General features: G+C 68.8%; 18 protein-coding genes. 4 read left to right on the plus strand and 14 right to left on the minus strand.

All coding sequences use genetic code 11. The annotated features are described in order from the left end of the window. Positions 1 to 32: 32 nt before the first annotated feature. Positions 33 to 1,121 carry a glycerophosphodiester phosphodiesterase family protein gene (locus tag AB4Y74_RS12645; protein WP_441799425.1) on the minus strand — a complete coding sequence of 363 codons (1,089 nt, stop codon included), beginning with the start codon at positions 1,119 to 1,121 and terminating at the stop codon, positions 33 to 35. 77 nt (positions 1,122 to 1,198) lie between these two features. Here AB4Y74_RS12645 and AB4Y74_RS12650 point away from each other — a divergent pair, with 77 nt between their 5' ends. Both AB4Y74_RS12650 and AB4Y74_RS12655 read left to right on the plus strand, forming a co-directional pair. Next, positions 1,199 to 1,774 (plus strand): hypothetical protein, encoded by a 576-nt coding sequence (locus AB4Y74_RS12650; protein ID WP_441799426.1) that lies wholly within the window; start codon positions 1,199 to 1,201, stop codon positions 1,772 to 1,774. 12 nt (positions 1,775 to 1,786) lie between these two features. Further along, positions 1,787 to 2,578 carry a Bax inhibitor-1/YccA family protein gene (locus AB4Y74_RS12655; protein WP_441799427.1) on the plus strand — a complete coding sequence of 264 codons (792 nt, stop codon included), beginning with the start codon at positions 1,787 to 1,789 and terminating at the stop codon, positions 2,576 to 2,578. Positions 2,579 to 2,664: 86 nt separating this feature from the next. Here AB4Y74_RS12655 and guaA read toward each other — a convergent pair whose 3' ends face one another. The 7 genes from guaA to AB4Y74_RS12690 all read right to left on the minus strand — a co-directional run bounded on the left by guaA (position 2,665) and on the right by AB4Y74_RS12690 (position 10,638). Beyond that, a complete protein-coding gene (gene guaA, locus AB4Y74_RS12660; protein ID WP_441800451.1) occupies positions 2,665 to 4,251 on the minus strand; it encodes a glutamine-hydrolyzing GMP synthase in 1,587 nt (528 codons plus the stop codon). A gap of 19 nt (positions 4,252 to 4,270) precedes the next feature. Further along, positions 4,271 to 4,720 carry a DUF3817 domain-containing protein gene (locus tag AB4Y74_RS12665; RefSeq protein ID WP_441799428.1) on the minus strand — a complete coding sequence of 150 codons (450 nt, stop codon included), beginning with the start codon at positions 4,718 to 4,720 and terminating at the stop codon, positions 4,271 to 4,273. 4 nt (positions 4,721 to 4,724) lie between these two features. Continuing rightward, on the minus strand, positions 4,725 to 5,516 hold the full coding sequence (locus tag AB4Y74_RS12670) for an SURF1 family protein (protein WP_441799429.1): 792 nt from the start codon (positions 5,514 to 5,516) through the stop codon (positions 4,725 to 4,727). A 56-nt stretch (positions 5,517 to 5,572) separates the two neighbouring features. Next, positions 5,573 to 6,913, minus strand: coding sequence for a cation:proton antiporter (locus tag AB4Y74_RS12675; protein WP_441799430.1), 1,341 nt, complete (start codon positions 6,911 to 6,913; stop codon positions 5,573 to 5,575). 6 nt (positions 6,914 to 6,919) lie between these two features. Continuing rightward, positions 6,920 to 7,450, minus strand: a complete 531-nt coding sequence (locus tag AB4Y74_RS12680; RefSeq protein WP_441799431.1) for a cation:proton antiporter regulatory subunit — start codon at positions 7,448 to 7,450, stop codon at positions 6,920 to 6,922. A gap of 126 nt (positions 7,451 to 7,576) precedes the next feature. Further along, complete coding sequence (locus AB4Y74_RS12685; RefSeq protein ID WP_441799432.1) at positions 7,577 to 9,415, minus strand: glycerol-3-phosphate dehydrogenase/oxidase; 1,839 nt, start codon at positions 9,413 to 9,415, stop codon at positions 7,577 to 7,579. 104 nt (positions 9,416 to 9,519) lie between these two features. After that, positions 9,520 to 10,638 carry a GuaB3 family IMP dehydrogenase-related protein gene (locus tag AB4Y74_RS12690; RefSeq protein WP_441800452.1) on the minus strand — a complete coding sequence of 373 codons (1,119 nt, stop codon included), beginning with the start codon at positions 10,636 to 10,638 and terminating at the stop codon, positions 9,520 to 9,522. A 91-nt stretch (positions 10,639 to 10,729) separates the two neighbouring features. On the opposite strand from AB4Y74_RS12690, the gene AB4Y74_RS12695 reads away from it, so the two are divergent. Beyond that, complete coding sequence (locus tag AB4Y74_RS12695) at positions 10,730 to 11,887, plus strand: MalY/PatB family protein (protein WP_441799433.1); 1,158 nt, start codon at positions 10,730 to 10,732, stop codon at positions 11,885 to 11,887. 99 nt (positions 11,888 to 11,986) lie between these two features. On the opposite strand, the gene guaB is transcribed toward AB4Y74_RS12695, so the two are convergent. The 3 genes from guaB to groES form a co-directional block, all read right to left on the minus strand. Beyond that, a complete protein-coding gene (gene guaB, locus AB4Y74_RS12700; protein ID WP_441799434.1) occupies positions 11,987 to 13,489 on the minus strand; it encodes an IMP dehydrogenase in 1,503 nt (500 codons plus the stop codon). 82 nt (positions 13,490 to 13,571) lie between these two features. Beyond that, positions 13,572 to 14,513 carry an EamA family transporter RarD gene (gene rarD, locus AB4Y74_RS12705; RefSeq protein ID WP_441799435.1) on the minus strand — a complete coding sequence of 314 codons (942 nt, stop codon included), beginning with the start codon at positions 14,511 to 14,513 and terminating at the stop codon, positions 13,572 to 13,574. A gap of 170 nt (positions 14,514 to 14,683) precedes the next feature. After that, on the minus strand, positions 14,684 to 14,980 hold the full coding sequence (gene groES, locus AB4Y74_RS12710) for a co-chaperone GroES (RefSeq protein ID WP_055894868.1): 297 nt from the start codon (positions 14,978 to 14,980) through the stop codon (positions 14,684 to 14,686). A gap of 152 nt (positions 14,981 to 15,132) precedes the next feature. Between groES and AB4Y74_RS12715 the strand changes: the two genes are divergently transcribed. Beyond that, positions 15,133 to 16,320, plus strand: a complete 1,188-nt coding sequence (locus AB4Y74_RS12715) for a THUMP-like domain-containing protein (protein ID WP_441799436.1) — start codon at positions 15,133 to 15,135, stop codon at positions 16,318 to 16,320. An 18-nt stretch (positions 16,321 to 16,338) separates the two neighbouring features. Here the strand turns inward: AB4Y74_RS12715 and AB4Y74_RS12720 are convergent, their stop codons facing one another. The 3 genes from AB4Y74_RS12720 to rimI all read right to left on the minus strand — a co-directional run bounded on the left by AB4Y74_RS12720 (position 16,339) and on the right by rimI (position 18,590). Beyond that, positions 16,339 to 16,953 (minus strand): DUF4190 domain-containing protein, encoded by a 615-nt coding sequence (locus AB4Y74_RS12720; protein WP_441799437.1) that lies wholly within the window; start codon positions 16,951 to 16,953, stop codon positions 16,339 to 16,341. 120 nt (positions 16,954 to 17,073) lie between these two features. After that, the gene (tsaD, locus tag AB4Y74_RS12725) at positions 17,074 to 18,159 is read right to left on the minus strand and encodes a tRNA (adenosine(37)-N6)-threonylcarbamoyltransferase complex transferase subunit TsaD (RefSeq protein WP_441799438.1); all 1,086 of its coding nucleotides are present in this window, start codon (positions 18,157 to 18,159) and stop codon (positions 17,074 to 17,076) included. After that, positions 18,156 to 18,590, minus strand: a complete 435-nt coding sequence (rimI, locus tag AB4Y74_RS12730) for a ribosomal protein S18-alanine N-acetyltransferase (protein WP_441800453.1) — start codon at positions 18,588 to 18,590, stop codon at positions 18,156 to 18,158. Before rimI ends, tsaD begins: the two co-directional genes overlap by 4 nt. Between the last annotated feature and the right edge of the window lie 21 nt (positions 18,591 to 18,611).

An 18,611-nucleotide genomic window follows, 5' to 3' on the forward strand; every position in this document is an offset into this window, starting at 1 on the left:
TCGCTGCCACCGTCATTCCGGGCGGGAGTCGCTCAGAGACCGTCGCGGACCGCCACGGCGAGATCGGGGTGGTCGGCGAAGACACCGTCCACGCCGGAGTGCAACAGAATCGAGAAGAATCGGCGCCAATCGCCCCACTCCGCGTCGGGTCCCGTCGTCCGGAACTCCTTCGGCAGCATCCCGTTCTCCGGCCGCAGGGTCCAGCAGAAGACCGCGAGGCCCGCCGAGTGCGCCAGATCGACGAGGTCGGAGGTGACTGCGCCGACATCGGCGGCGTCGTCCTCGCCGAAGAGCGCCATCGAGACGGAGCCCGACGACAGCACCTGCGACGTCTCGACGCTGACGCCGTCCACCCGCTCGGCGGGGGCGGCGGCCGAGCCAAGCGCGTAGAGCCCGCGCAGCGTGAGATCCGTGTCATACCCGGGCGCCTTCGAACCCAGCGCGGCGACACGGTCGGCCGGTGCGCCGGAGTCTTCCAGCAGGTAGACGCGCCTGCCGCGGAAGCCGCGGTCGTACAGCTTCGCGAGTACCGTGCGCTCGAAACTCTCCACGACGACGCCCGACCGGTCGGTCCAGCCGGCATCGGCGAGCTCCGCGGCGAACAGTTCGTCGAGCGGCAGTCCGGCGGCCTCGAAGTAGGTGGCGTGCTTGAGCTCCGCGACCAGACCGGGCGCGTTGCTTGCGCCGTCTCGGCCGCCACCGCCGCGACCATCGGCTCGGCGCTCGACGAGCTCCAGCAGGTCACGCAGCCGCAGCAGGGGGTAGTGCCCGTCGAAGGTCGAACTGGCCTGACGCAGAGCGGGGATGCGCTCGCGCGCCCGCAGCGTCGCCAGCTCGTCCCAGGTGAAGTCCTCGGTGAACCAGCCGGTCAGTGGGGCGCCGTCGACCTCCTTGGTGGTCCGGCGGTCGGCGAACTCGGGATGCGCGGCCACGTCCGTCGTGCCCGAGATCTCGTTCTCGTGGCGGATGACGAGCACGCCGTCCTTCGTGGCGACCAGGTCCGGCTCCACCGCGTCCGCGCCGAGCTGGAAGGCAAGCTCGTAGGAACCGCGCGTGTGCTCCGGCCGGTAGCCCGGCGCACCGCGGTGACCGATGACCACGGGAGCGGTTCGCGCGCGCATGGCCCGATCCTATCCACGCGGTGGGCGCGATCGGCGACGTCACGACGGCACACGGCGCGGAGTGCCAGAATCGTCGAGTGCCCGCCCAGCCGACCACGCCTACCGCTCACTGGATCGAGCCCGCCTCGCAGCTGCCTCTCCGGTGGGGCGGCTACCGCGCCCGGCTGCTGACCGGCCTCGCCATGATCGTCGTCGGCACCGCCTGCATCCTCGGCACCACGACGTACAGCCTCCCGCTCCTTCTGGTGGGCTCGCTCATGCAGCCGGCCGGATGGGCCGTCCTCCCGTCCACGATCGGCCGCCGCGTCGCGGTGGCGCTGCCGGTGCTGGGCTTCTCGTGGCTCATGCTGGGCGGTTCCGGCTTCGCGTGGTGTTACGCGGTCCCGCTCGCCGCCTGGCTCCTCGTACGCCTCCGGCCGCTCCCGGTGTTCGCCGTCCTCGCTCTCCCGATCGCCTGGAGCGTGATCGTCCCGCTGCTCGTGTGGGACTACCAGCAGGGCTGGGTCACGATCCTGACGAGCAGTGTGATCATCGTCGTGGCCGCCTGGGCGGCGCGATGGGGCGCCATCCGGCTCGATTCATGGCAATCTGTCAGAACTCTCAGAAAAGAACCCCGTAGATTAGGTACAGACGACCGTACCCGGTCCCCATAGAACGAGGAGCTCATGGCACTCAGTAACCCGGCCTTCTCCACGAACCCGGCGTTCTCCAGCAACGGCCAGGCCGCGACGGCCACCGCCGAGAACCTGGAGCAGATGTACCAGTCGCCGTCGGCGACCGCCGTCGACACCGACCGTATGACGGTCGAAGACTCGATCGTCAAGACGGCGATCTGCTTCGTCCTGCTGCTCGCGGGCGCGGCGGTCGGTTGGTTCGTTCCCGTCCTCGCGATCCCGGCGGCGATCGTCGGCTTCGTGCTGGCGCTGGTCAACATCTTCAAGCGCCGCCCGGTCCCCGCGCTGATCCTCGGCTACTCGGCGGCGCAGGGCATCTTCCTCGGCGCCATCTCGATGTTCTTCGAATCCCAGTGGTCGGGCATCGTCATCCAGGCGGTCATCGCGACCTTCGCCGTCGTGGGCGTCACCCTGGCGCTGTTCGCCTCCGGCAAGGTCCGCGCCTCGGCCAAGGCGACCAAGATCTTCCTGATCGCGATGTTCGGCTACCTGGCCTACTCGCTGGTCAACGTCGTCCTCATGTGGACGGGCGCGACCAACGGCGCGTTCGGTCTGAACAGCGTCGAGCTGGGCAACACCGGCATCAAGCTGGGCCTCATCATCGGTCTGCTGGTCGTGCTCCTCGGCGCCTACTCGCTCGTGCTCGACTTCGACGCCATCAAGCAGGGCGTCGCGAACCGGGCTCCCCGCATCTACGGCTGGTCCGGCGCCTTCGGAATCATGGTCACCGTGATCTGGCTGTACCTCGAGATCCTGCGGATGCTCGCCATCGCGCGCGACTGACGCACAGCCCGCAACGGCAGAAGGCCCGGGACGCTCACAGAGCATCGCTCACAGAGCATCCCGGGCCTTCTGCCGTCAGCGGGAGGTCACTCCCACTCGATGGTTCCCGGCGGCTTCGACGTGACATCGAGAACGACGCGGTTCACACCGTCGACCTCGTTCGTGATCCGATTCGAGATCTTGGCCAGCAGGTCGTACGGAAGGCGGGTCCAGTCGGCGGTCATGGCGTCTTCGCTGGAGACCGGCCGCAGCACGATCGGGTGACCATAGGTGCGCCCGTCGCCCTGCACGCCCACCGACCGGACATCCGCGAGCAGCACGACCGGGCACTGCCAGATCTCGGCGTCGAGGCCCGCGGTGGTGAGCTCGGCGCGCACGATGGCGTCGGCCTCCCGCAGCAGGTCCAGCCGCTCCTGGGTGACCTCGCCGACGATACGGATGCCGAGCCCCGGACCGGGGAACGGCTGACGCCCGACGATCTCCTCGGGAAGGCCGAGCTCGCGTCCGATCGCGCGCACCTCGTCCTTGAACAGGGTCCGCAACGGCTCGACGAGCTCGAACTGCAAATCCTCCGGCAGGCCTCCGACGTTGTGGTGGCTCTTGATGTTCGCCGCACCCGTCCCGCCGCCCGACTCCACGACGTCCGGGTACAGCGTGCCCTGGACGAGGAAGCGGATCGGGTCGCCCTCATCGGCGGCCTCGGCGATCAGGTCGGCCTGCGCCTGCTCGAAGACGCGGATGAACTCGCGGCCGATGATCTTGCGCTTGGTCTCCGGGTCGCTGACGCCGGCGAGCGCATTCAGGAACTGCTCCTGCGCGTTCACGGTGACGAGCCGGACGCCCGTCGAGGCCACGTAGTCGACCTCGACCTGCCGCGCCTCGTCTTGGCGGAGGAGCCCGTGGTCGACGAAGACGCACACCAGCTGATCGCCGACCGCCTTGTGGACCAGTGCCGCAGCGACGGCGGAGTCGACGCCTCCCGACAGCCCGCAGATGACGCGGCCGGACCCGACCTGCGCCCGGATCGCCGCCACCTGGTCAGCGATGACATTGCCGCTGTTCCAGTCCGCCGGGATGCCCGCGGCACGGTGCAGGAAGTTCTCGAGCACGGCCTGGCCGTAGGTGGAGTGCTTGACCTCCGGGTGCCACTGGACGCCGTACAGTCTGCGCTCATCGTTGGCGAAGGCCGCGACCGGTGTGCCCTCGGTGGAGGCGAGCACCTCGAAGCCCTCGGGTGCACGCGCCACCGAGTCGCCGTGGCTCATCCACGCGGTCTGCTCCTCCGGCTGACCGTCGAGCAGGACGCCCGCGTCGGAGATCCGAACCGCGGTCGAACCGTACTCGCGCTGGCCGGTCTTCGCGACCTCACCGCCGAGCGCTGTCGCCATCACCTGGAAGCCGTAGCAGATGCCGAGCACAGGAACGCCGAGCTCGAAGATGGCCTCGTCGAGCTGCGGGGCGCCTTCCTCGTACACGCTGGAAGGCCCGCCGGAGAGCACGATGCCGGACGGCCGCTTGGCGGCGATCTCGGATGCCGTGACGGTGTGCGGGACGATCTCCGAATAGACGTTGGCCTCGCGGACCCGTCGAGCGATCAGCTGCGCGTACTGCGCCCCGAAGTCGACGACGAGCACGGGCCCGGAGGGATTGGCGGAGTCTGCCCCGCCCAGCATGTCGGTCATCGAATCTCCGCTAATTTGTCGCCTCCGCGAGGGTCAGGGCTTCAGCCTCGCGGCTGGCCAGGTACGACTTCACCTGCTTGGTGATGCGCGCCTCCACGAAGAAGGAGAGGAACGGCACGACGCCACCGAGGGCGATCATGACGAACTTCGAGAAGGGCCAGCGCATCAAGGTCCACAGGCGGAAGTCGGAGATGAGGTACACGACGTAGAGCCAGCCGTGTGCGATCAGGATGCCCGTGCTCAGGTCGATGCCGGTCGGCGCGACCGCGGTCTGCACGGGGACGAACGTCAGCACACCGTAGTTGCTGAACGCGAAGAGCTCGTACCCGAGACCGTACTTGACGACCATCTCGGCGCACAGCAGGAGCAGCATGATGCCGGTGACGTAGGCGAACACCTGGTAGAACCGGAGCGCCCCGCGGATCTTCGGGAAGTCTTCGAGCTTGGGAGCGAGGGGCATGGGTCTATTCTACGTTCCCTGCGGCGGCAGCTTCCTGCGCCTCCAGCTCACGCAGCTCGTCCTCTTTCTCCTTGGCATCCTTCACCAGGCGATACCAGAGGAACACCGCGAACCCGGCGAAGATGATCCACTCGGCGGCGTAGAAGATGTTGAGCCAGTTCAGCTCGGTCTGCGCGATCGGCGGGGGCGAATCGATCTGCACGAGCCCGTCCGGAGCACCGCGTTCGACCACGTACGCGGCGTACACGTCCACCCCGTCGACGCCTGTCCACAGGTTGTAGAGCTGCCCGACCCCGAGACTCTTCATCCCGGTCGGATCCTTCTGTTTGTCGTCCGGTAGATCGGGCTGCTCATCCGGCAGGATGCGCCCGACGAGCGGCTGGGGCTTCGCTGGTTGCTCTGCCAGCCGGGCCAGCGAGGCCTTAGCGGTGGCCTCGTCGGGGGCCCATCCGCGAGCGACGGCGAGCGCGACCGGCCGCCCGTCGGCCCCCTCGATGGTGACGTGGCCGACCACCCACCAGCCGCTCTTCCCGTGGTTCAGGCGGCCGTGCAGCAGCTGGTAGTCCTGGGGGACGAACGTACCGGAGAACTCGACGAGCTGTCCCACCGCGGTGTCGCGCAGTGGCGAGCCCGGCCCCGCGACCCCGGCGAGCGGCAGGACGGTCTCCGTGGGCGCCTCGACCGCCTTACCCGACTCCACAGCACGCTCCAGCTGCCACTGGCCGAGCCAGGCGAATCCGGCGGCCAGCAACAGCGCGAACACGAGCGCGCCGATCCAGCGCGGGCGCAGCATCATCTGGAAGAGGGTGGTTTCGCCCGCAGGCGCAGACCCTCTCGTGGTCGTGTCGATGGTCAGTCCCGTTCCCGTTCCCCGCTGGTGTCCTGCTGCATGGCGCGCTCGACCATCCGGTCGACGGTATCGCGCGCGGCGTCCGGGTCGGAGTCGGCGGTCGCGGCCTCCACGAGCGCGATTTCCTCGTCGAGCATGGGATCGGGCGCCTTCTTCTTCCGTTCGCGTCGGCTTCTCCGGCCGGACCGTAGGATCATCGCACCGATCTTCTCGGAGTTCGCTGCGAGGATCGGGCCGAGCACGGCCATGATCAGGACGTACAGCCCCGCGAACGGCTGGATGCGCGCATCCAGTCCGGCCGACAACGACAGCGTGGCAAGGATGAGGGCGAACTCGCCGCGGTTCTGCAGGATGACCGTGGTGTTGATCCCGGCCTGCACGCCCATCCCGTTGATCCAGGCGACGAACTGGCCCGCCCCGATGTTCAGCACGATCGTCATACCGACGGCGATGAGCACCGGCACCAGGACCGATGGGAACAGCGCGGGATTCAGCGCGAGCCCGAAGTTGAGGAAGAAGAACGCCGCGAACACGTCGCGCAGTGGCGTGGCGATGTGCTCGATCTTGTTTCGGTACTTGGTCGCTCCAAGCACGAGGCCGATCAGGAACGCGCCGATCGCGTCCGTCACGCCCAGAAACTCCCCGATCCCGGCGAACAGCACCGCGAAGCCGAAGAACAGGATGGTGAACAGTTCGTCGTCCTTGGTACGGAACAGCCGCGAGACGAACCGGCCGCCCCAGCGGGCGATGGTGAACATCACCACCAGGAACGCGAAGGCGATGGCGAGCTTGCCGACCACCGGCCAGAAGTCCGTCTCGCCGCTCAGCACCACGGACACGATTGCCAGGTAGATGGCGATGAAGATGTCCTCCACGACCGTAACGCCCAGGATCATCGGCGTCTCGGTGTTCGCCAGCCGCCGCAGCTCGATCAGCAGCTTCGTCACGATCGCCGAGGACGAGGTCGCGGTCATACCCGCGATGATGAGCGCCTCTCGCGTCCCCCAGCCGACCATGAAGCCGAAGATCAGGCCGACGCCCATGTTGATGACGATGTAGGAGCCGCCGGAGACGATCAGCTTGCCGAAGTTGCCGAAGAACTCGTCCTGGTCGAACTCCAGGCCCAGATTGAACAAGAGCAGGATGAGCCCGAAGATCGCGATGAGCTCGATGTAGTGGCTCTCGAAGTTGAGCGGGAACCATCCCGTGTGCGGGCTCGCCAGCAGCCCGACGATCATGTAGATGGGGATCGCGGGGAGACTCACCAGCCTGCCCAGGCGCCCCAGCACGTAGGCGACGAGCAGCAGGATTCCGAGAACGATGAGGTCTTCGCCGAGATGCATCGTCGATCAGCCTCCGGGCGGAGCGTCGGCGCTGGGGCGCGGAGCGACCGAGCCCGTGCGGAAGAACGAGAACGCCTTGGCGACCTTCTCGGGGGTTCCGGCGACGACGAGCGTGTCGCCGGGGAAGACCTTGAAGTCGGGCGCGGGGGCGGGATTGGCGGAGTCCCCGCGCACGACGGCCACGACGGTGAGGCCGACGAAGCCGCGGTCGCCGGGCGCGCCCAGTTGCTGACCCGCGATGTGGTCGTCGTAGTCGACGGTGAACCAGTCGATGCTCAGGCCCGGGATCTGGTCGAGCGCGGTGAGCGTCTCGGTGATCTGCGTGCCGCCAAGCAGCTCGGCGAGGGTGTGGGCCTCGTCGTCGTTGAGCCGGAGCGACACCTTGGTGACGTCGCTGCCGTCCTCGTGGTCCGAGAAGGTGATGAGGTCGCTGTGACCGGACCGGTGTGCGATGACGCCGACTTTGCCGCCATCGTCCGTCACGAAGGTGTGCAGCACCCCGACCCCGGGCAGCTTGACCCGTCGAACGTCAACCATCATCCGTCTCCATCCGCCGGGTTCGCCGGCATAAGGGGGGTGAGCTTCCAGCCTACCGGAGGCGCGCGAGGGCCCTCCCGGGATCGTGCGCCCGGGAGGGCCCTTTGCGGTAGTTCTCAGCCGTGCTCAGCCGTCGGTCGCCGGGGCGTCCTCTCCGCCCGCACCGTTGACCTCCTTGGGCGCCTTGTCGGCACTGGTCGGAGTGCCGGCTTTCGACGATCCGGCCTTCGGTGCGAGATGCTTGGCCGCGGCCGCGTCCTCCTCGACGATGTCCGGAGCCTCGAGCCGGATGCGGTCCGCCGATTCGTCGTCGGGCTGCAGCTGGCTGGCGCGCTCGGCCTCGACCCGCCGGAGGTAGGTGCCCACTTCGCGCTCCTCGCGTTCCTTGTCCCAGCCGTGGACTCGCGCCAGGAGGGACGCCGCGACCGGCGCGGCAGACGCTCCGCGGTCCCACGCCTCGATGGAGATGCGGGTGCGTCGGGCGAGCACATCCTCCAGGTGAAGCGCTCCCTCGTGCGTCGCGGCGTAGACGACCTCGGCACCGACGTAGTCGTCGGCACCGGGCAGCGCATCGGCCAGCGACGGGTCCTCACGGATGAGGGCGAGGATGTCTTCCGCGAACGTGCCGTAGCGGTTCAGCAGATGCTCGATCCGGGCTACGTGCATCCCGGACTCCTGAGCGATCCGGCTCCGGCGGTTCCACGCGGCCTGGTAGCCCTCGGCGCCGACCAGCGCGATGTCCGCGGTCGCGGAGGCGGGGATCTTGCCGTCGAGCGCGCTGACCGCCGCATCCACCGCGTCCTTCGCCATCACGCGGTAGGTGGTCCACTTGCCGCCCGCGATCACGACGAGGCCGGGTACCGAGTGGGCGACCAGATGCTCGCGCGACAGCTTGGACGTCTGCTCGGACTCGCCCGCGAGCAGTGGGCGAAGACCGGCGTACACGCCTTCGACGTCTTCTCGCGTCAGCGGGACGTTCAACACCTCGTTGACGTGCGCCAGCAGGTAGTCGATGTCCGCGGCCGTGGCCGCCGGATGCGCCTTGTCGAGGTGCCAGTCGGTGTCGGTCGTGCCGATCAGCCAGTGCCGACCCCACGGGATGACGAACAGCACGCTCTTCTCGGTGCGGAGGATGAGGCCCATCTTCGACTGGAACCGGTCCCGGGGGACGACCAGATGGATGCCCTTGGACGCACGCACCTTGAACTGGCCGCGCTCCCCCACCATCGACTGCGTGTCGTCGGTCCACACCCCGGTGGCGTTGACGACCTGCTTGGCCCGGATGTCGAAGCGCTCGTCGGTCTCCAGGTCGTGCGCGCGCACCCCGACGACGCGCTCGCCGACCTTGATGAAACCTTCGACCCGAACGCGCGATGCGACGTGCGCGCCGTAGTGCGCCGCCGTGCGGACCAGGTTGGCGACGTAACGCGCGTCATCCACCTGTGCGTCGTAGTACGTGATGCCGCCGATCAGGGCGTCCTTGTTCATCGACGGGATGGCGTTGAGCACCTGACGCTTGCTGAGGTGACGGTGGTGCGGGACCCCGGGAGGGCGTCCACCGCTGTACGAGAAGATGTCGTAGAGCATCATCCCGGCGCCGATGTAGAAGCGCTCGTAGATCCGCTTGTGCAGCGGGTAGAGGAAGCGCACGGGCTTCACGAGGTGCGGTGCGATCCGCTGCAGCAGGAGGCCGCGCTCGATCAGCGCCTCCCGGACCAGCCGGAAGTCGAGCTGCTCGAGGTACCGGATGCCGCCGTGCACGAGCTTGGACGACCGGCTGGAGGTGCCGGAGGCGAAGTCGCGCGCCTCCAGCAGGCCGACGGTCAGGCCGCGCGTCGCCGCATCGACCGCGGAGCCGGCACCGACGATGCCGCCACCCACGACGAGGATGTCGAGCTCGGTGTCCTTCAGCGCCGCTATCGCGGCCGCGCGTTCAGCGGGGCCGAGCCGTGACGGATACGTCACCGCCGGGTTGGAAGCTGGCGTGGCGTGCCTATCGCCGCCCGGAGCCGACTGAGTAACGGTCATCGTTCTCTCCCTCCCCGACCGCCGACGGCCGGCAACTGGTCCTACTGCGTTCGGTAGGGCGCGACGACGACTTCGACGCGCTGGAACTCCTTCAGGTCCGAGTATCCCGTCGTCGCCATGCTCCGTCGCAAAGCTCCCACGAGATTCGCAGAGCCCTCCGCGACCGGTGCCGGCCCGTACAGAATCTCCTCGAGCGGGGCGACCTGCCCGACGGCGACGCGGTTGCCGCGCGGCAGCTGAGAGTGGTGCGCCTCGGCGCCCCAGTGCCAGCCGCCGCCGGGTGCGTCGGTGGCGCGGGCGAGCGTGGTGCCCAGCATCACGGCGTCCGCCCCGCAAGCGATCGCCTTGACGATGTCGCCGGAGCTGCCGAGGCCGCCGTCCGCGATGACGTGCACGTAGCGCCCGCCGGACTCGTCCATGTAGTCGCGGCGTGCGCCGGCGACGTCGGCGACCGCGGTCGCCATCGGAGCGTGGATGCCGAGCGTCGACCGGGTGGTGGATGCGGCCCCGCCGCCGAAGCCGACCAGCACTCCGGCCGCGCCGGTGCGCATCAGGTGCAGCGCCGCGGTGTAGGTGGCGGCCCCGCCCACGATGACGGGTACATCCAGCTCGTAGATGAACTTCTTGAGGTTGAGCGGCTCGACGTTCTTCGAGACGTGCTCGGCGGACACGGTCGTGCCGCGGATGACGAAGAGGTCGACACCGGCCGCCACCACCGTCTCGTAGAGCTCCTGCGTGCGCTGGGGCGACAGGGCGCCGGCCACGGTCACCCCACCCTCGCGGATCTCGGCGAGGCGCCGGGTCACCAGCTCAGGCTTGATGGGCTCGGAGTAGATCTCCTGCATGCGAGCGGTAGCCCGCTCGGCGGGGAGCTCGCGGATCTCGGCCAGCAGCGGCTCCGGGTCCTCGTAGCGGGTCCACACGCCTTCGAGGTCGAGCACGCCGACACCGCCCAGCTGGCCCATCATGATGGCCGTGGTCGGCGAGACCACCGAGTCCATCGGGGCGGCGAGGAAGGGGATGTCGAACTGATACGCGTCGATGGTCCACGAAACCGAGACGTCTTCCGGGTCACGGGTGCGACGGCTGGGAACCACCGCGATGTCGTCGAAGGCGTACACACGGCGGGCGCGCTTGGCGCGCCCGATCTCGATCTCCATACTCACGCGTTTCAGTCTAGGCCGCGACGCGGTGCGGGCCAGTGCCGGATGACAGTGGGCCAGTCGGCGGCGAAGGTGGGACAGTGGTGGGGTGACCGTCGAAGCCGAATCCCTCAACCGCCTGCGCCTGCGCACCAGCGAGAAGTGGCGTGCGTATCCCGACGATGTGCTCCCGCTGTTCGTCGCCGAGATGGACTATCCGCTGGCGCCTCCCGTCGCCGAGGCGCTGCACGCGGCGATCGACCGGAGCGACACCGGCTACATCGGGCCCGACGACCACACGCAGCGCGCCTTCACCGAGTACGCGCAGCGCCGGTGGGGGTGGGATGTCGACCCGGCCCGGACGCGCACGACGACGGATGTCGGGGTGGTCATCGTCGAGTCGCTGCGGATGCTGATCGAGCCAGGCGACCGGGTCGTCATCACGCCCCCGGTCTACCCGCCGTTCTTCGACTTCATCCCCGAAGCCGGTGGCGTCGTCGAAGAGGTGCCGCTCCTCGAAGGGGGGACCGACGGCACCGGTTGGGCGCTCGACCTCGCCGGGCTCGAGCGCGCCTTCGCCGGCGGCGCGAAGGCCTTCCTGCTGTGCAACCCGCACAATCCGCTCGGGCTGGTGCATCCACGGGCCGAGTTGGAGGCGGTGGCCGCGCTGGCAGCGCATCACGGCGTGTCGGTGGTCAGCGACGAGGTCCACGCTCCGCTGGTGCACTCGGAGGCGACGTTCACGCCGTTCCTGTCCGTGTCGGATGATGCGCGGCGCATCGGCGTCGCCGCGCACGCCGCCAGCAAGGCCTGGAATCTCGCTGGGCTGAAATGCGCGCTGTTCGTGGCCGCGTCCCCGGAGCAGGCGGAGCGCATCCACGCGCTGCCGATCGAGGTGGAGGTGCGCACCAGCCTGTTCGGACGCATCGCGACCGAGGCCGCCTACCGCTCCGGGCAGGAGTGGCTGGACGGCGCACTCGCGGCGATCGAGTCCAATCGCGCTCTGCTCGCACTGCTGCTGACCGATCGGCTCCCGCATGTCCGGTACCGGGAGCCGCACGCCAGCTACCTGGCCTGGCTCGACTTCCGGGAACTGGGCTGGGGCGACGACCCGGCCGCCCGGATCTTGGAGGAAGCACGCGTGGCCGTGAACCCGGGATTGGACTTCGGCGCGCAGGGCGCGGGCTTCGTGCGGCTGAACTTCGCGTGCTCCCCCGAGGTCCTCACGGACGCCCTCGACCGGATCGCGGAGCTCGTGCGCCGCTGAAACGCGCCGCTGAAACGGCGACTGCGGCCGTTCGTGACGTCTGCGGTGCGGCGAGCACCGGCAGACGTGACGAACGACCGCAGTCGTAACGCGGCGGGGTCAGCGGCGGTAGTTGGGGGCCTCGACGACCATCTGCACGTCGTGCGGGTGCGACTCCTTGAGCCCGGCCGCGGTGATGCGGACGAACTTGCCGCGCGACTTGAGCTCCGGGATGGTCCGCGCGCCGACGTAGAACATCGACTGACGAAGGCCACCGACGAGCTGGTACGCGACGGCCGAGAGCGGGCCCCGGAACGGCACCTGCCCCTCGATGCCCTCGGCGATCAGCTGCTCGTCGCTCGGCACATCCGCCTGGAAGTAGCGGTCGCGCGAGTAGGAGGTCTTCTTGCCGCGCGTCTGGAGGGCGCCGAGCGACCCCATTCCGCGGTAGTTCTTAAACTGCTTGCCGTTGACGAAGACCAGCTCACCGGGGGACTCGGAGGTTCCGGCCAGCAGGGACCCGAGCATGACGCTGTCAGCGCCGGCGACGAGTGCCTTGGCGATGTCGCCCGAGTACTGGAGGCCGCCGTCCGCGATGAGCGGAACGCCCGCCTCACGCGCGGCGAGGGACGCCTCGTACACCGCGGTGACCTGCGGCACGCCGACACCGGCGACGACGCGCGTGGTGCAGATCGAGCCGGGGCCCACGCCGACCTTGATGGCGTCGGCACCAGCGTCGATAAGCGCCTGCGCGCCCGAGCGGGTGGCCACGTTGCCGCCGATCACGTCGACATGCGACGCGCGCGGCTCATGCTTGAGGCGGCGGATGATGTCGAGCACGCCCGCACTGTCGCCGTTCGCCGTGTCGACGACGATGACGTCGACGCCCGCGTCGACCAGGGTCATGGCGCGGTCCCAGGCGTCGCCGAAGAAGCCGATCGCAGCACCGACGCGCAGGCGGCCCTCGTCGTCCTTCGTGGCGTCGGGGTACTTCTCGCTCTTGTCGAAGTCCTTGACCGTGATCAGGCCCCGCAGCTTGCCGTCGATGTCCACGAGCGGAAGCTTCTCGATCTTGTGCTCGGCGAAGATGGCGACCGCGGAGTCCGGGTCGATGCCGACGGGTGCGGTGATCAGCGGCTGGCGCGTCATCACATCCCGGACCTTGGTGGTCGACCGCTCGAACGGCGAGACGAAGCGCATGTCGCGGTTGGTGATGATGCCGACGAGGGTGCCGTCCGGCTCGATCACGGGCAGGCCGCTGACGCGGAACTGGCCGCACAGCGCGTCCACTTCTTCGACCGTCGCCTCGGGCGTGGTCGTCACCGGGTTGGTGATCATGCCCGACTCGGAGCGCTTCACCTTATCGACGTGCGCCGCCTGGTCTTCGATGGAGAGGTTGCGGTGGATGATGCCGATGCCGCCCTGGCGCGCCATGGCGACCGCCATGCGCGACTCGGTCACGGTATCCATCGCGCTCGACAGCAACGGGGTCGCCATCGAGATCCGCTTGGTGAGACGAGTCGAGGTGTCCGCCTCGCTCGGGATGACGTCGGTATGCCCGGGAAGGAGCATGACGTCGTCGTAGGTCAAACCGATGAAACCGAACGGATCGGGCTGATCCATTTCACCCCTAACAAGAAGATGCGCGACTGTGGATGCTCAATGGTAACGGCAGAACCTGGGCGGGTATTCCGCCGATCCTGAGCTAATCGACCGGCGCCAGATCGAGCTCTGCGGCCCTCTTGCCCTGGCGCGCGGCGACGATCATGTCGACGCTCAGGATGAGCAGCGCCAGCCAGACGATCGCGAACCCGACCCACCGCTCCGGCGGCATCGCCTCGTGCAGCACCGCGACCCCGACGACGAACTGAATGAACGGGGCGAAGTACTGGATGAAGCCCATGTAGACCAGCGGCAGGCGGCGGGAGGCCGCGGCGAAGAAGAGCAGCGGGACGGCCGTGATGACGCCCGCGCCGACCAGCAGCACGGCGTGCCAGGGCCCAGCGCTTCCGATCGTCAGCCCCACCGTGACGCTGACGACCACCAGCTGGATGACCGCCACCGGCGTCAGCCACATCGTCTCGAGCGTCAGGCCGGAGAGCGCATCCACTCGGCCGCCGACGCGCTTCTTGATGAGGCCGTAGAATCCGAACGAAAAGGCCAGGATGAGTGCGATCCACGGCACGGATCCGTACCCGACCGCGAGCACGATGACGGCGACGATGCTGACACCCACCGCCACCCACTGCGCGACGCGAAGGCGCTCGCGCTGGACCAGCACACCGAGAAAGACCGTGACGATCGGGTTGATGAAGTAGCCGAGCGCGGCCTCGACGACGTGACCACTCACCGTGGCCAGCACGTACGTCTGCCAGTTGACGTAGATGAACAGGCCCGCGAGGCCCATCGTGAACAGCACACGCCGGTCTGTCAGCAACGCGCCGAAGCGACTCCAGGAGCGGGTGACCGTCAGCGCGATTGCGCAGAACGCCAGCGAGAAGATCACTCGCCAGGCGACGATCTCCCACGCGCCGGCGGGTGCCAGCGCCAGGAAGTAGATGGGCAGGATGCCCCAGAGTACGTAGGCCGAGACGGCATAGATCAGGCCGGAGGAGCGGTGGGTGCTGAGGTCGTCGGAGGGTGCCACTCGTCCGACTCTACTGCCGCCGGCGAACTCCCTCGACGGTTGCGATTTGCGCCAATTCGCGGTTATGCGTCGTCCATAACCGCGAATTGGCGCAAACCACAGACGGGCGGGACGGGAAACCACGACGGCCCGGCTGCACAGGGCAGCCGGGCCGTCGGAAGAAGGATGCGTCAGCGGACGACGACCGCGAGAACGTCGCGGGCCGACAGGACGAGGTAGTCCTCGCCGCCGAACTTGACCTCGGTGCCACCGTACTTGGAGTAGATGACCTTGTCGCCGACGGCGACATCGAGGGGAACGCGGTTGCCGTTGTCGTCGATGCGACCCGGGCCCACCGCTACGACCTCGCCCTCCTGGGGCTTCTCCTTGGCGGTGTCGGGAATGACCAGACCGGAAGCAGTGGTCTGCTCAGCCTCGACCTGCTTGATGACGATGCGATCCTCGAGCGGCTTGATGGAGACCGACACGTTGACCCCTTTCCTGTGAAGAACAAGACTGATTAGCAACCTCGCAGTGAGAGTGCTAACCCGAGTCTAGGGGGTGGATTAGCAGTCACGCAACGTGAGTGCCAGGCACCCGCGGAAAGGCACCGACGTCGCGGAAAGGTAGCGTGGACGTCATGGAACGATCGGAGCTTGTCGCGCTGCTCAGCCCGGAAGGGCTCCGTCTTCTCGACTCGTTGCCGCCCTACAACAGCGAGCAGGACGTGCTGCGGATCGTCAGCGACCTTCGCAAGCAGGGCCACTCCCCCGCGCTCGTCGCCGCGGTGCTGACCCAGTCCAAACTCCGGCGAAAGGCGCAGGCCAAGTTCGGGGAGTTCGCCTCCAGCATGCTGTTCACCGAGGCCGGCCTCGAGCAGGCGACGCGCCTGCCGGTCGCCGCACGACATGCCGGCCGGTTCCGCGCCGCCGGAATCCGCCGGGTCGCCGACCTCGGCTGCGGCATCGGAGGCGACGCGCTCGCCCTCGCCGCGCTGGAGATCGACGTGACCGCCGTCGACGCCGACGAGGTCACGGCGGCCATCGCATCCTTCAACCTGGCACCGTTCCCCACCGCCACCGTCGAGCAGCGCAGGGCCGAGGATGTCGACCTGCGAGCGATCGACGGCGTCTTCCTCGACCCGGCCCGCCGGACCGCCGGGCACGCTCAGACCGAGCGGCTCGTCGACCCCGACGATTACACCCCGTCGCTCGGCTTCGCCTACGAACTGGCGACGGGCCGCTCCGTGGGCCTCAAGCTCGGCCCCGGTTTCGACCGCGACCTCATCCCCTCGACGGCCGAGGCCCAGTGGATCTCGGCCGACGGCCAGGTGGTCGAGCTCGGGCTCTGGTTTGGCGCCCTCGCCCGCCCGGGCATCCGCCGGGCCGCGCTCGTGTTGCGCGGCGACCAGGCGGACGAACTCACGGCCGAGTCGGACAGCGTGGACGAGGAGACCGGTCCCCTCGGCGAGTACCTGTACGAGCCGGACGGGGCTGTCATCCGTGCCCGCCTGATCGGCGACCTCGCGCGACGGATCGACGGCCGGATGATGTCGGACCAGATCGCGTACATCACCGCCGACGCCGCCGTGGAGACGCCCTTCGCGGCCGGTTTCCGCATCCTCGAAGCGCTGCCTTATGCGGAGAAGGACCTGAAGAAGGCGCTGCGCCAGCGCGGTATCGGCACGCTGGAGATCAAGAAGCGCGGCGTGGATGTCGACCCCGCCGCCCTGCGCCGACGCCTCGGCCTGAACGGCGACCGCCCGGCGACCCTGGTCCTCACCAGGGTGGCCGGGCGGCACACCGCACTCCTCGCCGAGCGACTGTAGGGCCGCCCGACCGTCGCCTCAGTAGTTGCTCGGGATGTTGTTCGCGAAGCTGGCGAAGAGGATCGCGAGGAAGATCCAGTAGATGATCGCGATCGCGATGCTGACGAAACCGAGGATGATTCCGGTCAGCCAGAATCCGCGGGCCTGCGGCTCCTTGTTCTTGCCGATGAAGCCCAGCACGATCGCGGCGATGCCGAACAGGAAGCCGATGCCCCAGGCCAGGTTCAGGACGATGCCGACGATGCCGCCGACGAGCGAGAGGATGCTCAGGATCGGCGACTTGGCGGCCGGCTGCCCGTAGGGCTGGGCGTAGCCGGGTGCCGGCTGTCCGTAGGCCGGCTGTCCGTAGGCCGGCTGGCCGTACGGCTGCTGCCCCGGCTGCTGCCCGTACGGCTGCTGCCCGTACGGCTGCTGGCCCGGCTGCCCGCCGTACGGCTGCTGCCCGTAACCCGGCGCCGGCGGCTGCTGGCCGTATCCGGGAGGCGGCGGCTGCTGACCGTAATCCGGAGCGGGCGGCGGGACCACGCCGGTGTCGCCCGCGGGCGGCGCGGGTGGGACCGGAGGGACCGGAGGGACCGAGCCGTTCTGCGTGTTGGGGTCCACCGGGTCGGTGGGGGCGTTCGGATCGGTCATGGGACCCATCTCCTTCATTGTGGAAGCTGGTCGGCGCCTCGCTCGGAAGCTCATTTCCTGAGAGAACGCTGGATCAGTTCCATGGTGGCAGGGCCCCAGCGGGAGTGTCAACGCACGATGTCAGCCGGTGACCTGAATCTCCGTGACGGGGAGCGTGGAGTCCGCCGAGAACGTCAGCTCGCTCGGTTCGTGCTCCGCCATGATCAGTTGCGCACCCAGTGCCGCGATCATCGCGCCGTTGTCGGTGCACAGCGACAGGGCCGGGATGCGGAGGGCGACTCCCGCCTCCGCGGCGCGCTGCACCGCGACCTGGCGCACCCGCGCGTTCGCGACCACACCGCCGCCGAGCAGCAACCGAGGGACGGCGTGTTCGCGGCAGGCGGCCAGCGCCTTCGTGATCAGGACATCGACCACGGCCTCCCGGAACGACGCCGCGACATCCGCCACCGGCACCTCCTCACCGGCGTCCTGGCGCTGTTCGACCCAGCGCGCCACCGCCGTCTTGAGCCCCGAGAAGGAGAAGTCGTAGCGGTGCTGCTCGAGGTCTTTCGGGCGGGTGAGACCGCGCGGGAACCGGATCGCCCGGGGATCGCCATCCGCTGCCACCCGGTCGATCTGCGGCCCGCCGGGATACGGCAGCCCGAGCACTCGGGCCACCTTGTCGAAGGCCTCGCCGGCCGCATCGTCGATGGTCTCGCCGAGCAGCTCCACATCCGACACCAGATCGCGGACCAGCAGGAGCGAGGTGTGACCACCCGACACGAGCAGGGCGATGGTGGGCAACTCGACCGGGTGTCCCGGACCGCCTGCGGCATCGAGCAGGTCCGCTCCGACGTGCCCGACGAGGTGATTGACAGCGTACAGCGGCTTGCCGAGGGATACGGCGAGCGCCTTCGCCGCGCCCACCCCCACCATGAGCGCGCCCGACAGGCCGGGTCCGCTCGTGACAGCGATCGCATCCACGTCGGCCAGCTCGATGCCCGCGTCCGCGATGGCCGTGCGCAGCGTCGGCTCCAGCGCCTCCAGATGGGCCCTCGCCGCGACCTCGGGGACGACGCCGCCGTAGCGGGCGTGCTCCTCCATCGACGACGCGATCGTGTTGGCGAGCAGTGTGGTGCCGCGGACGATGCCGATGCCGGTCTCGTCGCAGGAGGTCTCGATGCCCAGCACCAGCGGACCCTGATCGGCAGAAGTGGCTCGATTCATGCGATCGTGGTCTCCGGGGTCGGGACGGTGAGGCGCATGACGACCGCATCCACACCGTCCGGCTGGTAGTACTTGGGGCGCACCCCGATCTCCTCGAAACCGAGCTGCTGGTAGAGCGTCTGCGCTCCCGGGTTATCCGCGCGGACCTCCAGGAACACCTCCCGGGCTCCGCGGCGGCGCGCCTCTGCGATCATCGCCAGCATCAACGTGCGACCGAGGCCGTGGCGGCGGGCATGCGGCGCGACCGCGATCGTCTGGATGTCGCCATCGCCTCCCCCGCGTGGAGCCAGAAGCCCGGCGTAGGCATCGATCCGCTCCGGCGTGTCCGGCTCGAACGCGACGAGGTAGTAGCCGTGCTCGCCCGTCACCTCCGAGAGCATCGAACGCTCCGACCAGGCGTCGGTGAGGAAGATCGAGCGCTCCAGCGCCATGATCGCCGGGACATCGTCGGG

This window comes from Leifsonia sp. RAF41 (genome assembly GCF_052114085.1).
Lineage (GTDB): Bacteria > Actinomycetota > Actinomycetes > Actinomycetales > Microbacteriaceae > Leifsonia.